Below are 14889 nucleotides of genomic sequence, written 5' to 3' on the forward strand. Positions count from 1 at the left end.
TGAAACAGTGGTATCAAACTCACCCTGAGTTGTTCAATAAGCGACCATATGATCGTCCGGGATGCAACAAGTAAGCGCTCCGCAAGCCCACCGTGGACTTGGCGCGCACTGACGAACGCTCAGTGGGAATGCGCATGCTCCTTGGTTTCTGAGCGGATTGGCTTGGCGGCTGGCTCCACCCGTGTACCGCGAAGCAGACGCAGCCCGTTGGCCACCACCAGCAAGCTCGCTCCCATGTCCGCGAAGACCGCCATCCACATGGTGGCCGTGCCAACGACCGCCATCACCAGGAAGACGCTCTTGATGCCCAGTGCCAGGGTGATGTTCTGCCAGAGAATGGCGTGGGTGCGCTTGGATAGACGCACTGTCTCGGCGACGCGCTGCAGGTCATCGTTCATGATGACTACATCGGCCGCTTCCATGGCCGTGTCGGTTCCCGCTGCACCCATGGCAAAGCCAATGTCGGCCTGCGCCAGCGCCGGCGCATCGTTGATGCCGTCGCCGGTCATTCCGGTAGCGCCATAGCGCTCTTGCATTGCCTTGATGGCGTCGAGTTTGGCTTCGGGCAGCAGATCGCCACGGGCGTCATCAATGCCGGCCTGGGCAGCGATGGCCTTTGCGGTGGCCGTGTTGTCGCCGGTCAGCATCACCGAGGTCACACCCAGTGCCTTGAGATCGACGATGGCCTGTTTCGATGTCTCACGGATGGTGTCCGCTACCGCGAACAGCGCCAGGACGCCCGAATCGTCAGCCAGGAGGGTTACCGTGCGGCCTTGCTTTTCGTGGATGACCAGCTCCGCCTCCAGCTCCGGACCACACAGTCCTTGCTCATGGATCAGACGGTGATTGCCCAGCATCAAGCGCACACCATTGACCATGCCTTCGACACCGCGCCCAGGCAAGGCCTTGAAGCTTTCCGCTTCTGGGCCCTTTACGTCCAAGCCCTGGACGATCGCCTTTGAAACCGGGTGATCGGAGCGAGCCGCCAGGCTGGCAGCCATTTGCTGGACTGCTGCCTCCTCACCGGCACCCCACACCTGCCACTTCACCAGCTTGGGTTTGCCTTCGGTGATGGTGCCGGTCTTGTCCAGCGCCACCGCCTTCAGAAGCCGGGCATCTTCCAAATAGGTTCCGCCCTTGATCAAGATCCCACGGCGCGCTCCCGCGGCCAATCCGCTGACCACGGTGACCGGCGTGGAAATGACCAGAGCGCATGGGCAGGCGATCACCAGAAGAACCAGGGCCTTGTAAAGCGCCTCCAGCCAGGTAAGTCCCATCAGGAAAGGAGTGAGGACCGCCACCGCCACGGCAATGGCGAAGACTGCGGGGGTGTAGATGGAGGCGAACCGATCCACAAAGCGCTGCGTCGGAGCGCGCGTGCCTTGCGCCTGCTCAACGGCTTGGATGATCCTGGCCAGGGTGGTGTTGCTAGACAGGGCTGTGACCTCGAACTCCAGCTCACCAGTCTCGTTGATCGTGCCAGCGAACACCTGGTCGCCTGGTGCCTTGTCCACGGGGATGCTCTCGCCAGTCACGGGGGCCTGGTTGATGGCGCCATTACCCTTGGTCACCTTACCGTCCAGCGGCACGCGTTCGCCCGGTTTGATGCGCACGGTCGCTCCAATGGCCACCGAAGCCACCGGTGTAGCGGTCCACGCTCCGTTGGTGCCCAGTACCAAAGCCTCTTCGGGCGCCAGTTCCAGCAAGCCCTTGATAGCGTTTCGGGCCCGGTCCACTGCCTTGGCTTCGATGAGCTCCGCAATCGCGTACAAAGCCATCACCATCGCGGCTTCTGGCCACTGACCAATGAGGAATGCGCCGGTGACGGCCACCGACATCAGCGCATTGATGTTCAGCTTGCCGCGCAGCAGCGCCGCAATGCCTTTTTTGTAGGTGTCGATGCCGGCCAGCCAGATAGCCAGAGCGGCAATCGCCATGCCGGCCACTTTCCAGGCCATCTGGTCGGGCGCGAAGAACGAAAGTACCTCAGCCCCTGTGGCGAACACCAGCGCGGCCACCAAACGGGAGATGCCGCCTGCAAAACCATGCCCATGGTCGTCGCCTTCGACGGATCCAGCCGCGTGTCCGCCCTCAGTTTCGCCGGCGCCTGCAACTGGTTGCGGATCGAAGCCCGCATTGCGGATGGCGTCGAGTGCCAACGGGTAGGTGCCTTCCTCTGCGTCGATCTTCAGCGTCCGCGCGCCCAGCTGAAAACCCAGAGAGCGGATCCCATCCAGAGGCTCCAGCGCCTGACGAATCTCCGCCTCCTCGGCGCTACAGTCCATCGTCGCAATGCGAAACACCCGGCCTTGGCTACCCTGGGTGTTTGCCGCAGTGGCCACGGGCTGTGGATCGAAACCCGCCTTGCGGATGGCATCGAGCGCAAGGGGCAAGGCGCGATCCTCCGCATCGATCTTCAGCGTGCGCGCGCCGAGCTGGAAACCCAACGAGCGGATTCCCTCAAGCGGTTCCAGAGCCCGCCGGATCTCCGACTCTTCGGCACTGCAGTCCATGGTGGCGATTCGGAACAGCTTGCCCTGGCCCGGGCTGCTTGTGGCTGCAGGGACCACTGCTGCGGTACTGGAACAGCCCGAGGAGCAGCAGGGGTCAACAGTGGTGGGAGGAGTGCTGGTTTCTGATTTCATAGACCAATTGGAAACCTTGAAGTGGCTTTAAAGTCAAGCAGCAATAGAAATATCGCTGCTTCGTCCTACGTAAATCGGATTCTTGAACGGGCCGCGCTACGTGGCAGCGTCACAAGCGATCCCAGTCTGTCGAAATCGCCATCAATTCGGGCGAATTTCGATTCCCACATTCGTTACCCCATTTTCTGACGATGCGAATGGCCTGCCCTGATGCATGCGTGCAATACCGCCTACTATGGCCAAACCGAGGCCATGGTTGCTCTGCCCATGGCTGCGAGCAGGATCTGCGCGGAAAAATCGATCAAACAGCTGCGGAAGTATCTCGGGATCGATCGTGCTGCCGTAGTTGGTAACACTGATCAGCACACAACCCTCATCGGTGGTTCTGAGGTTGATCTGGACGACTGAGCCAGAGCTCGCGTATCGAGTTGCGTTGCCGAGCAAGTTCGACAGGGCTCGGCGCAGCAACGGCACGTCGAAGGCGCCATGCGCATCACCAACCACTTTAGCTGTGAGACCTGCCTCGGACAGTGCGGCCTCGTGGTAATCCAGTACGTCAGCAGCCATTGATGCAAGGCTCGCCACGGGGGCGCGGCGCGCTCCCACACCCCGATCCGCCTGGGACAGGAACAGCATGTCATTGACGATGCCGGTCAGGCGGTGCAACTCCTCCAAGTTGGACGCCAGCATCTCGCGAATATCCGCCTGCTCAGGGCGCAGCAAAGCCAGTTCATTGTTGGCAATGAGCGTGGCCAAAGGCGTGCACAACTCATGCGCCACGTCAGCATTGAAGCCCTCCATTTGTAAATACGCCTTCTCAATGCGCGCCAGAAGCGCGTTGAACTGATCGATCAGAGGCACGAGCTCAAGGGGCTGCTCGCCGCTGTCGAGACGTTGCTGCAGATTGTCAGCCGACACTGCGCGCGTCTGACTGGCCAGTCTTCGGACGGGCGCGAGGCCCAAGTTGACCAGGGAGAATCCGCCCAGCGATACAACGATGGCCCCACCGATGGCTGCGACCAGCAAGGTGAGAGCAAGTCGGTGCAACAACTGGTTGTCGGTTCGGATGTCCAGCGACAGCTGAACGTGCAACTTCTCTGAGGGAGTCTGGTCGGCAGCCTGTGCTACTTCGAACTGCCGTTGGCGCCATACCGTCTTGGCACTCTGGTCGCGGGCGTGGGCGTAGACAACCATCCCGTCCGCCTGCGCGACTTCGAGCGACAGATCTCCGTGCCCAACAAGGAAGTCATCGAGTTTGTGCGCAAGGTCTTCCGAATCCCCATGCTCCTTGCCATCCACTAGCAAGTGCCGAATGACGTTTTCCTTTTGCGCCAGCGTTTCCTCTTGCCGATCACGAAAGTTGAACTCGGTCACCAGATACACCGCCAGACAGACCACCCCGAGTCCGGCAAAGCTCTGCAGCGCCAGCCACCAAGACAACCGCTGGCGCAATGAGCGATGTTGGGCCAGCTCCTTCATCCGTTGCGGTCCTCCATCACGTATCCCATGCCGCGAATGGTGTGGAGCAGCGCAGTGTCAAACGGAACATCGATCTTGGTACGGAGGCGCCGGATCGCGACTTCCACTACGCTGGTATCGCTGTCGAAATTCATGTCCCACACCTGCTCAGCGATCTCAGTGCGAGAAAGCACTTCGCCTTTTCTTCTCAGAAACAGAGTCAGCAGCAGAAACTCCTTCGCAGTCAACTCCAAGCGCTGGCCACACCGGGACGCTTTGCGCCGTACCAGGTCTAATTCCAGGTCCGCCAAACGCAGTTGCGTGGGCTCTGCGGCATCCCGCGCGCCATGGGTCCGCCGTAGCAGCACCTGGATGCGGGCGCTCAGTTCGGAAAACGCAAAGGGCTTGACCAGATAGTCGTCTGCACCCGTCTTGAGTCCCAATACCCGATCCTCGACGCTGATCCTTGCTGTCAACATCAAGACCGGAGTCTGCTTGGTCTTGCGAAAGGCCGTTAGAAGGCTGAAACCATCGATCCCCGGCAGCATTGCGTCCAGCACCAGCAGATCGTAAGAGCCTTCAAGGGCCATGTGCAGGCCATCCACCCCGTTGTACGCAATGTCCACCACGTAGCTGGCCTCTCCCAGGCCCTTGCGCAGGTACTCGGCCAGCTTGACTTCGTCTTCGATGAGCAAAATTTTCATGCTGCCATTCTCGAAGAATCCGGCCTGTTCGTAGTTTACGAATTTGTTATCTGGCTGTTGGCACCTTGTCGCACTCGGTTTTTTAAAGTATCCCCGTGGCGAAAGGCATAGTCCCGGCAGATCGCCGAGGGCTGATTTAAATCAAGGGACAACACCATGACCGTTCGCAAACCCCTCACGCTCACTTTGATTGCCTTCGCTATCGCGGCTCCAGGATTGGCATCTGCCTCGTCGCTGTACCATCCCGCCGACGGCGAAGTGGGCATGACCACCCATCCCGACCACATGCAGAGCACAATGTCCCGTGGCGATGTGCTTCAGGCTGTCGAAGTAGCGCGCCGGGATGGCACGCTGGCGACCCTTTCACGCGGGGGTGCGTTGCCCGTCAAAGCAACGGGCGCAACGAAGACCCGTGAGCAAGTTCAACAGGAATTTCTCAACATGTCGGCAAGTGAAAAGAAGGCTCTTCAGGACCTGAACGGCGTGCGCACGCTGATTTCTAAACTTAGCGCTCCTCAGCGGCCATCCACGCCCGAGCGCGCCCTTCATGACGCATGCTAGACTTCAAAAATGCGCCGCTTGATCGCCGTTCTTATGCTTGTATTGCTTCCGTTCCAGTTCAGCTGGTCTGCGGTGGCTGCTTATTGCATGCATGAGAGCTCAACCTCGCAGTCGCAGCATTTGGGGCATCACGAACACCAGCATGAAGCCAAAGGCGGGAATGGTCAGGCCGAAAAGTCCAGCCAGGGAGCCGATGCATTTGATGTTGACTGTTCAGTTTGCCATGGCGCGGGTATCGGGGCCTTAAACTGGTCAGATGCAAAGCCAGTCTTCATCCATGAAAGCCGCGTGGAGCCTCCTTCAGGCAAGCGCCTGCTGGCTGTAACCCCCACGCCCCCAGACCGCCCTCAGTGGTCCGTCCTCGCCTGATCGGCGGGGGCACCTCACTTTTCTTTTTCAGTCTTGTCCGCCATCGCGGCGGAAGCAGTTGCGTGTTTTGAAATCACTGGAGAATCGGATGTTCAAGGGTACTTACCTTCAAGAGATGCCGCACGCATGGCGCGGCGGTAGAAAGATCAAGCTCGCGGCAGGCGCCGCAGCTATATGGCTGAGCGCCTCGGGCGGTGCCTTTTCCCAGGGCCTGCCACCAGGGCCAGCCGTTGGCGAACGAGCACCTCAGTCTGCTGCAGCGGCCGCAGCTGAGCCTTTGTCGCTGGCCAAGGCCATCGAACTGGCCCTGGAGGGAAATCCGGAGGTGGCTGCGGCAAAGCGCCAATGGGAGGCAACCGAAGGACAGGTTCTTCAAGGACGCTCGCGCCCCAATCCAGAGCTCGCGTACTCGCTGGAAGACACACGCTCCAAAACACGTACGCAAAGCTGGCAACTCAATCTTCCCGTAGAACTGGGTGGAAAGCGTGCGGCACGCACTAAGGCGGCCGAAAAAACGCGCGAGCAAGCACAAGCCCAACTCGCCGAGCTGCAAGCCACCGTGCGGGCCAATGTCGCTGCCGCTTACTTTGATGTTCTGACTGCGCAGGAACGATTGGTACTGGCCAGAGACAGCGCAGCGCTGGCCAAATCCTCAACGGATACCGTCTCAAAGCGTGTAGCCGCTGGCAAAGTATCCCCTGTGGAAGAGTCCAAGGCCCGGGTTGCAGAAGCCGGCGTTCGCGTCGAACTCGCCCAGGCCGCGAGCGAACAACGCAATGCTCTGTCCCGCCTGTTCGCGCTGTTGGGACGGATCGATGCGCCTTACACCGTGCTGGAGGGCAAGGCCGAGAACCTGCCCTCGGTCCCGAGCCTCGCCGATCTCCAGCCCTTGATTTCTTCTGCGCCAGGCGTGGTACTTGCGCGAATCGAGGTGGATCGGCGCGAGGCATTGACCGCCCTGGAGCAAAGCAAGCGCGTGCCCGATGTCACCGTCAGCGTCGGCATGCAGCGCAGCAACGAAACGCAGCGCAACGTCCTTCTTTTCGGGGTCTCTGTGCCTCTTCCCATCTTCGACCGCAACCAAGGCAACCTCCTGGAGGCGCTGAAACTTGAGGACAAGGCCCGCGATGAGCTGCAAGCAGCCTCCGTGCGCCTGCACAGCGAAGTGGCGCAGGGACAAGAGCGCCTTTCCACGATCACCGCAGAGGTTCAGTCACTGCAGCAGGACGTTCTGCCCGGTGCGAAGTCGGCCTATGACGCCGCCACCATTGGTTTCGAGAACGGTAAGTTCAATTTCCTGGAAGTGCTCGATGCCCAACGCACTTACTTCACAGCCAAATCCCAGTACCTTAAAGCCCTTGGCGAAGCACACCGTGCAGCGGCTGATATCGACCGCCTGCTCGGGGCCAGCATGGTTCCCGGCCTGATCGCAACGCAACACTGAGCATGACCATGAACACGAACTCCAGCAAATCCACCATCAGTAAAAAACACCTGATCGCCATTGCAGTAGTCCTCGCAATAGGGGTCGGCGCGGGAACCTTCATCTTGCAAGGTGGCGGCAAGCCCAGAGCCGCAGCCACCGAGGACGATGGCCACGGGCACGGCGGCCATACCGAGGCCAAGGGACACGGCGACGGCGAGCACCATGGCAAGGGTAGCGAAAAGGGCCACGACGATGACAAGGGGCATGCCGATGGTGAACACCATGAAAAGAGCGAAGCCAAGGGACCACATGGCGGTACCGTGTTCAAGGAAGGCGACTTCAGCTTGGAAGCATTGTTGTCTGAAGACGGTGGCGAGCCTCGACTGCGAATCTGGCTGTCCGACAAAGATAAACCGCTGCCCCTGAATGCTGCAACGGTCACGGCAACTGTGACCCGCCCGACAGATGAAAAGCAGAAACTGACGTTTGCCGCTGAAAAAGACAGTCTTGTCAGCCGAGAGATCGTTGCTGAACCCCATTCGTTCGACATCGAGATCATTGCGCAGACTGCCACAGAGCCTTTCATGTTCGTGATGAGCAAGGAAGAAGGAAAGATCGAACTGACCGATGCCCAGATTAAGGCTGCATCCATCAGCCTGGACAATGCGGTCAAAGCCAACATCAAGACGGCGTTGCTCCTTCCCGGGGAGATACGCTTGAACGAAGATCGCACGTCTCACGTTGTTCCCCGGCTTGCGGGAGTCGTGGAAAGCGTCAATGCCAGCTTGGGCCAAGTGGTCAAGAAAGGACAAGTTTTGGCGGTGATCGCGAGCCCGACTGCTTCCGAGCAACGCAGCGAGCTGCAGACGGCCCAAAAGCGCTTAACGCTGGCAAAGACCACCTACGAGCGAGAAAAAAAGCTGTGGGAGCAGAAGGTGTCTGCCGAGCAGGACTACCTGCAGGCCAAGCAGGCCTTGAGCGAAGCAGAGGTCGCAGTAGCCAACGCCAATCAGAAACTGAGCGCGATGGGCCTGTCCGCCTCGTCGGTAGCAGGACTGAACCGTATCGAGTTGCGAGCGCCCTTTGATGGCATTGTCATCGAGAAGCACCTCAGTCTCGGCGAAGCCGTGAAGGAAGATACTGCGGTTTTCACCATCTCGGACCTTTCTCAGGTTTGGGCTGAGATCAACGTTCCGGCGAAGGATCTGCCATCGGTGCGCGTGGGCGAAAAGGTCACGATCAAGGCCACAGCCTTTGACGCCTCGGCCACAGGCACTGTCGCTTTTGTAGGAGCGCTCATTGGCGAGCAAACCCGCACGGCAAAAGCCCGCGTGGTTCTTGACAACCCCAAGGGCGCTTGGCGCCCCGGCCTGTTCGTCAATGTTGAGGTGGTGTCCGAAGAAACGGCAGCGCCTGTAACCATCTCGGCCGACGCCGTCCAAAACGTCGGGGAAAAGCCGGTGGTCTTCCTCAAGGTTGATGGAGGCTTTATCGCTCAACCCGTGAAGCTGGGCCGAAGCGATGGCAAGCGGGTCGAAGTCCTCTCGGGTCTCAAAGCCGGTATGCCCTACGCCTCGACCGGCAGCTTCGTCGTGAAGTCTGAACTCGGCAAGGGATCTGCCGAACACACGCACTGATCGCGGAGCGCATACATGTTTGAAAAACTCATTCGATTCTCGATCGAACAGCGATGGTTGGTGCTTCTAGCGGCCCTGGGCATGGCGGCGCTTGGCGTCTTCAGCTACCAAAAGCTGCCTATCGATGCGGTCCCTGACATCACGAACGTCCAGGTTCAGATCAACACCCAGGCCGCAGGCTACTCGCCTTTGGAGACTGAGCAGCGGGTTACATACCCCATCGAGACGGTCATGGCTGGCCTGCCAAACCTGGAGCAGACCAGGTCGCTTTCGCGGTACGGTCTGTCGCAGGTGACCGTCATTTTTAAAGACGGAACCGACATCTATTTTGCTCGGCAGCTCGTCAACGAGCGTATCCAGGAGGCGCGCGACAAGCTGCCTGCCGGCATCACGCCAGCGCTGGGGCCCATCTCGACCGGGCTGGGCGAAATCTATCTCTGGACTGTCGAAACCAAGGACGGGGCGAAGAAGCCCGACGGCTCGCCCTATACCGCGACAGACCTGCGCGAGATTCAGGACTGGATCATCAAGCCACAGCTGCGAAATGTTCCTGGCGTGACCGAGATCAATTCCATTGGCGGCTTTGCCAAGGAATACCAGATCGCGCCCATCCCTGAACGCCTGGCTTCTCTGGGCGTGACACTGCAGGATGTGGTCACTGCGCTGGACCGCAACAACGGCAATGTGGGCGCGGGCTATATCGAAAAGCGTGGCGAGCAGTATCTGATTCGTGCACCTGGTCAGGTGAAGTCGCTGGAAGACATCGGTAACGTGATCCTCAGCAGCGCCAACGGTGTTCCTGTGCGCGTTCGCGACGTGGCAGAAGTTGGCATTGGCCGGGAACTGCGCACCGGTGCAGCAACCGATAACGGGCGCGAAGTGGTCCTCGGCACGGTGTTCATGCTGATCGGCGAGAACAGCCGGACTGTCTCGCAGGCGGTGGACAAGAAGATGTTGGAAGTCAACAAGAGCCTCCCAGAGGGGGTGCACGCGGTGACTGTCTACGACCGTACCGTGCTTGTTGACAAAGCCATCAGTACGGTGAAGAAGAACCTGCTGGAAGGCGCGGTTCTGGTGATCGTGATCCTGTTCCTCTTTCTGGGCAACATCCGTGCCGCCGTCATCACGGCAATGGTCATCCCCTTGTCGATGCTTTTTACCTTCACGGGTATGGTTCAGTACAAGGTGAGCGCCAACCTGATGAGCCTGGGAGCGTTGGACTTCGGCATCATCATCGACGGAGCGGTGGTGATCGTTGAGAACTGCGTACGGAGACTTGCCCATGCACAAGCGCACCACGGTCGGCCACTGACGCGGGCTGAGCGCTTCCATGAGGTGTTTTTGGCATCCCAGGAGTCAAGGCGTCCATTGCTGTTCGGACAGCTCATCATCATGGTGGTGTACCTGCCCATCTTCGCGCTGACAGGCGTTGAAGGGAAGATGTTCCACCCCATGGCATTCACGGTGGTCGCGGCACTGCTGGGCGCCATGGTTCTGTCGGTGACATTCATCCCCGCAGCGGTGGCCCTGTTCATCGGCAATCGGGTCAGCGAGAAGGAAAACTTCCTGCTGGGCCATGCCAAGCGCTTGTATGGTCCACTGCTCGACCGTGTCATGGCCGCCAAGGCGGTCGTACTGACCGCAGCTGCAGTTGCGGTGATCTTGTGCGGGTTGATCGCCACGCGTATGGGCAGCGAGTTTGTACCCAATCTCAATGAAGGCGACTTTGCGATCCAGGCGCTGCGCATCCCAGGCACCAGCCTTTCCCAGTCAGTCCAAATGCAGCAGCAGATTGAAAGGACCTTGAAAGAGAAATTCCCCGAGATCGAGCGCATCTTCGCCAGAACCGGTACTGCGGAGATTGCCTCGGACCCCATGCCGCCGAACATTTCGGACGGGTACATCATGCTCAAGCCAATGGCCGAATGGCCCGAACCTCGAAAAACCCGCGACGAATTACTCGCGGCGATTCAGGAAGTCATCGGGAAAATCCCGGGCAACAACTATGAGTTCTCCCAGCCCATTCAGCTGCGCTTTAACGAGCTGATCTCCGGGGTGCGCAGTGACGTAGCCGTGAAGATCTTCGGTGACGACATGGATGTCCTGAACAAGTCCGCAGAAGAAGTCTCCGCAATGCTGCAGAAGATTCAGGGCTCCTCTGAGGTGAAGGTTGAGCAGACGACGGGGCTTCCGATGCTCACCGTGAACATCGACCGCCAGAAGGCTGCTCGCTATGGTCTGAACGTTGCCGACATTCAAGACACCGTGGCCACCGCTATCGGTGGACGCGAGGCCGGCACTATGTTCGAGGGCGACCGCAGATTCGACATCCTGGTTCGTCTGCCTGAATCCCTGCGCAACGATCTCGAAGGGATGAAGCGCCTTCCTATCCCGCTGCCGCGTTCTGCCAATGGGACAGAGGCCAAAACGAACTTCATCCCGCTGGGCGAGGTAGCAACATTCGAGCTTGCTCCTGGCCCCAACCAGGTGAGCCGAGAAAACGGCAAGCGCCGCATCGTCGTGAGCACCAACGTGCGCGGGCGCGATGTGGGCTCTTTCGTCGCAGAGGCTGAGCAAGGCCTGGCCCAGATCAAGATTCCTACCGGCTATTGGACGAGCTGGGGCGGAACCTTCGAGAACTTGCAGTCGGCCACGCAGCGCCTGCAGATCGTCGTGCCGGTGTCCCTGCTGCTGGTTTTCGTGCTGCTGTTCGCTATGTTCGGCAACGTCAAGGATGGTCTGCTGGTCTTCACTGGCATCCCATTCGCTTTGACGGGGGGCATCCTGGCGCTTTGGCTTCGCGACATTCCGATGTCTATCTCTGCGGCTGTCGGCTTCATCGCGCTTTCTGGGGTGGCCGTGCTCAATGGTCTGGTGATGATTTCGTACATCCGCAGCTTGAGGGAAGGCGGCGTTGGTCTTGACGAAGCAATCCGTGACGGCGCGCTCACCCGGCTACGGCCGGTTCTGATGACTGCCCTGGTGGCCTCGCTGGGCTTCATTCCCATGGCCATTGCGACAGGCACTGGCGCTGAAGTCCAGCGTCCCCTGGCCACCGTGGTGATCGGCGGAATTCTCTCGTCCACGCTGCTCACGCTTCTCGTGCTGCCGATTCTTTACCGTCTGGCCCACCGGCCCGATGAGGAAGATGAGGACGTGTCCGCTGAGCCCTCGCATCCCCCAGACGTGTCCGCGTCCGCGTAGTTGAAACGGTCCCGCTCGCTGATCGTGGGACCGTCCCTTTTCTCCAACCCCAAAGGAACTGTCATGAAACTCTCCCAACTCATTCTCGCCCTGTCAGTGTCGATCTCGGGCGCAGCCTTCGCTGCGGACAATCACGGTCACGACCTAAAGCCGATGCACGGTGGTGCTGTTGCAGAAGCCAAGGAGGTCGAGTACGAATTCGTTGCTAGCGCCGACAAACTGCAGCTCTATATGCGCGACCACGGGAAGCCCGTTGCTGTGACGGGGATGACCGCCAAGGTCACTCTGTTGGCTGGCAGCGAGAAGCAGGAAGTTCAGCTCCAGGTCGGCGACGGCAAGCTGGAAGCGTCGGGCAGCTTCAAGGTTCCCGCAGGTACCAAAGCCGTCGTCGCCGTCTCGAAGGCCGGCAAGTCGGTTGCCTCCGTTCGCTTCACGCTGAAGTAGTACACGAAGGCCGGCTGGGGGGGATCGCCTTCGCAACGCCTCCAGAAGTGATCCCACTTTCCGCAGTCCGTTCACGTCAAAGCAGCTGACGAGGTCGGACCGCCCATCGGCAACATGCCTGTGCTGGAGGCCAAAAAGGAGCGATCCATGTCAATGCAGGCTGCACAGGTCGCGCTCTTTGCCAAGCTGTTCTGGATTTGGATCGGCTTGTTGATCTCCGTGTTTGTGTTTTGGAGGCTGCGGCGTATCTGGCTCAAACGCCACCCGCCAATGGCGGTGAGAGTCAAGTACAGCCGACGCTTGGCCAAGAGACTGAGGGATCGACAGGCAATGCGTTTGAAACACCGAAAAACACCGAAATCGCGACACCGCCATATGCAATCCAAGGCGGCAGACCGTGGGTGACGGTACCGGAGTCGCTGATGAAGCTTCAGGCAATACGCAACAACCTCCACAGCAAAAGAACAGATCCATGACAAAAATACCTGCATATTCAGGCACCCGCCACCTCTGCGTGATCCTGACCTCTGTGCTGGCAGCTAGCCTGCTGGCGGGTTGTGCTACCTCTACTGGGGCCGATACCTCCGCCGAAGCGCCATACTGCTACAAGACCAGTAAGGGCAGAGTAGTCGCGTGCACTCGGGTGCCCGCCCCCAGCCTGAATGCCGACGCTCAGGCGAAGCGCTTTACTCCCGATCCGAATGCGCTCACCGTCTACGTCGTACGGCGCAACTGGGGAGATGGCGGGCGCTTTGTGAAGATCAGCGCGGATAACGCAATGGCCGCCGAGACTCTCCCCAACACGATGGTGCGCTTCAAGTTGAAGCCAGGAACGCATACGTTCACCTTGGATTTCGAAGGAGAGCGTCAAGTCGCAACCGTGGATGGTAAAGCTGGTGACCTACGATTTCTTCGGATCGATGGAACGGTTTGGGCATGGAAGAGCACGTTTGTATGGGCGACTGACGGCGAGGATGCAATTCGGGAAAGGGCTTACTGAATCGCCCAGGGTTTTGTAGACAGTTGAGAGCCTCCTATTTCCTGTCCAATAGGAGCCCGTATGAGCAGTCAACGTTACCCCGAAGAATTCAAGACCGAGGCGGTCAAACAAATCCTTGACCACGGCCACAGCGTGGCCAATGTCTCCAACCGCCTGGGCGTAAGCACCCACAGCCTGTACAAATGGGTGCGTGAACGCCAAATGCCGCTGGCAGCACGCACCCAACAACTGAGCCAAAGCGATGAACTGCGCCGCCTGAAGGCCGAGCTTAAACGGGTCAGCGAGGAGCGTGACATCCTAAAAAAAGCGGCGGCGTACTTCGCGCGGCAGTCCCGCTGAAGTACGCATTCATCGCTCAGCACCAAGCTGCTGTACAGCGTGCGAGGCATGTGCCGTGTTTTGCGGCTGCACCCCAGCGGGTACTACGCCTGGAAGGCGCAACCGCAAAGTGCCCGAGCCCAGGATGACCGCAGGTTACTAGGCTTGCTCAAGCACGCCTGGCTGGAAAGCGGTGGGGTGTACGGTTACCGCAAACTCACCCTGGACATGCGTGACCTGGGCGAGCGATGCAGCAAACACCGAGTGGCCAAACTGCTCAAGCAAGAAGGCTTGCAGGCCCAGCGGGGTTACCGCAAGCGTTCGGGCTCCCGAGGCGGTCAGCCTGCCGTGGTCGCACCCAATGTGCTGGAGCAGCAGTTCTCGGTGGAAATGCCCAACCAGGCGTGGGTGACGGACATTACCTACATCCGCACTCACGAAGGCTGGCTGTACCTGTCGGTGGTTATTGACCTGTTCTCGCGTCAGGTGGTGGGTTGGTCCATGGGCAACCGCATCGACACCCAGTTGGCTTTGGATGCCTTGCTGATGGCCGTCTGGCGGCGCAGGCCCAGCAAAACGGTGCTGGTTCATTCCGACCAGGGCTGCCAATTCACTAGCCATGAATGGCAGGACTTCCTCAAGAGCCACAAACTGCAGCCCAGCATGAGCCGACGGGGCAACTGCCATGACAACGCTGTCGCAGAGAGTTTCTTCCAGTTGCTCAAACGTGAGCGCATCCGTCGTAAAACCTATGCCACCCGGCAAGCTGCCCGCAGCGATGTCTTCAACTACATCGAAATGTTCTATAACCCCAGACGTCGTCATTCCAGTGCTGACGGCCTGCCGCCTGCCGAGTTTGAGCGGCGTCACTTCCTGAGGCTCCAAGGTGTCTAGGAAATCCTGGGCGATTCATTGCGGGCGCACTCATCCCTGCACCCCCAGCAATTGGTGGCGCACCATCCACAGATTGGACAGCGCAAACAGCGTCTTGAGCTGCAGCGTGTTCTTCTTCAAACCTCGATAGCGCACCTTCGTGTATCCAAACTGCCGCTTAATCACCCGAAAGGGATGCTCCACCTTGGCCCGGATGCTGGCCTTGATCTTCTCCACCTGGTCTATGAGT

11 protein-coding genes and 1 pseudogene are annotated in these 14889 nt (G+C 59.5%); 8 read left to right on the forward strand and 4 right to left on the reverse strand.

What is annotated here, in order from left to right; all coding sequences use genetic code 11:
* Positions 1-119 precede the first annotated feature (119 nt).
* From ACFO24_RS01700 to ACFO24_RS01710, 3 genes are all read right to left on the reverse strand, one after another.
* The gene (locus tag ACFO24_RS01700; protein WP_377736485.1) at positions 120-2570 is read right to left on the reverse strand and encodes a heavy metal translocating P-type ATPase; all 2451 of its coding nucleotides are present in this window, start codon (positions 2568-2570) and stop codon (positions 120-122) included.
* A gap of 216 nt (positions 2571-2786) precedes the next feature.
* Positions 2787-4124, reverse strand: a complete 1338-nt coding sequence (locus ACFO24_RS01705) for a heavy metal sensor histidine kinase (RefSeq protein ID WP_377736479.1) — start codon at positions 4122-4124, stop codon at positions 2787-2789.
* Positions 4121-4807: a heavy metal response regulator transcription factor gene (locus ACFO24_RS01710; RefSeq protein ID WP_198846373.1), complete on the reverse strand. Its 687-nt coding sequence runs from the start codon at positions 4805-4807 to the stop codon at positions 4121-4123. Before ACFO24_RS01710 ends, ACFO24_RS01705 begins: the two co-directional genes overlap by 4 nt.
* A gap of 156 nt (positions 4808-4963) precedes the next feature.
* Between ACFO24_RS01710 and ACFO24_RS01715 the strand changes: the two genes are divergently transcribed.
* From ACFO24_RS01715 to ACFO24_RS01750, 8 genes and pseudogenes are all read left to right on the forward strand, one after another.
* Entirely contained in the window at positions 4964-5368 is a 405-nt protein-coding gene (locus ACFO24_RS01715; RefSeq protein WP_377736481.1) for a DUF4148 domain-containing protein, read from the forward strand.
* A 9-nt stretch (positions 5369-5377) separates the two neighbouring features.
* The gene (gene czcI / locus ACFO24_RS01720) at positions 5378-5737 is read left to right on the forward strand and encodes a cation efflux protein, CzcI family (protein ID WP_377736482.1); all 360 of its coding nucleotides are present in this window, start codon (positions 5378-5380) and stop codon (positions 5735-5737) included.
* 88 nt (positions 5738-5825) lie between these two features.
* The gene (locus tag ACFO24_RS01725) at positions 5826-7181 is read left to right on the forward strand and encodes a TolC family protein (protein ID WP_377736487.1); all 1356 of its coding nucleotides are present in this window, start codon (positions 5826-5828) and stop codon (positions 7179-7181) included.
* A 2-nt stretch (positions 7182-7183) separates the two neighbouring features.
* Positions 7184-8800, forward strand: a complete 1617-nt coding sequence (locus ACFO24_RS01730) for an efflux RND transporter periplasmic adaptor subunit (protein ID WP_092699762.1) — start codon at positions 7184-7186, stop codon at positions 8798-8800.
* Between the two features lie 15 nt (positions 8801-8815).
* Entirely contained in the window at positions 8816-12004 is a 3189-nt protein-coding gene (locus ACFO24_RS01735) for a CusA/CzcA family heavy metal efflux RND transporter (protein WP_207573946.1), read from the forward strand.
* Positions 12005-12067: 63 nt separating this feature from the next.
* Positions 12068-12448 (forward strand): hypothetical protein, encoded by a 381-nt coding sequence (locus tag ACFO24_RS01740; RefSeq protein ID WP_044402376.1) that lies wholly within the window; start codon positions 12068-12070, stop codon positions 12446-12448.
* Between the two features lie 397 nt (positions 12449-12845).
* Positions 12846-13448, forward strand: a complete 603-nt coding sequence (locus ACFO24_RS01745; protein WP_341352920.1) for a hypothetical protein — start codon at positions 12846-12848, stop codon at positions 13446-13448.
* Between the two features lie 60 nt (positions 13449-13508).
* Positions 13509-14660: pseudogene (locus ACFO24_RS01750) on the forward strand (IS3 family transposase).
* Between the two features lie 30 nt (positions 14661-14690).
* Here the strand turns inward: ACFO24_RS01750 and ACFO24_RS01755 are convergent.
* Positions 14691-14889: transposase (locus ACFO24_RS01755; RefSeq protein WP_377736484.1), on the reverse strand; the 199-nt coding region annotated here is incomplete at its 5' end.

It is taken from the genome of Comamonas denitrificans (genome assembly GCF_042654745.1).
Taxonomy (GTDB): Bacteria; Pseudomonadota; Gammaproteobacteria; order Burkholderiales; family Burkholderiaceae_C; genus Comamonas; species Comamonas denitrificans.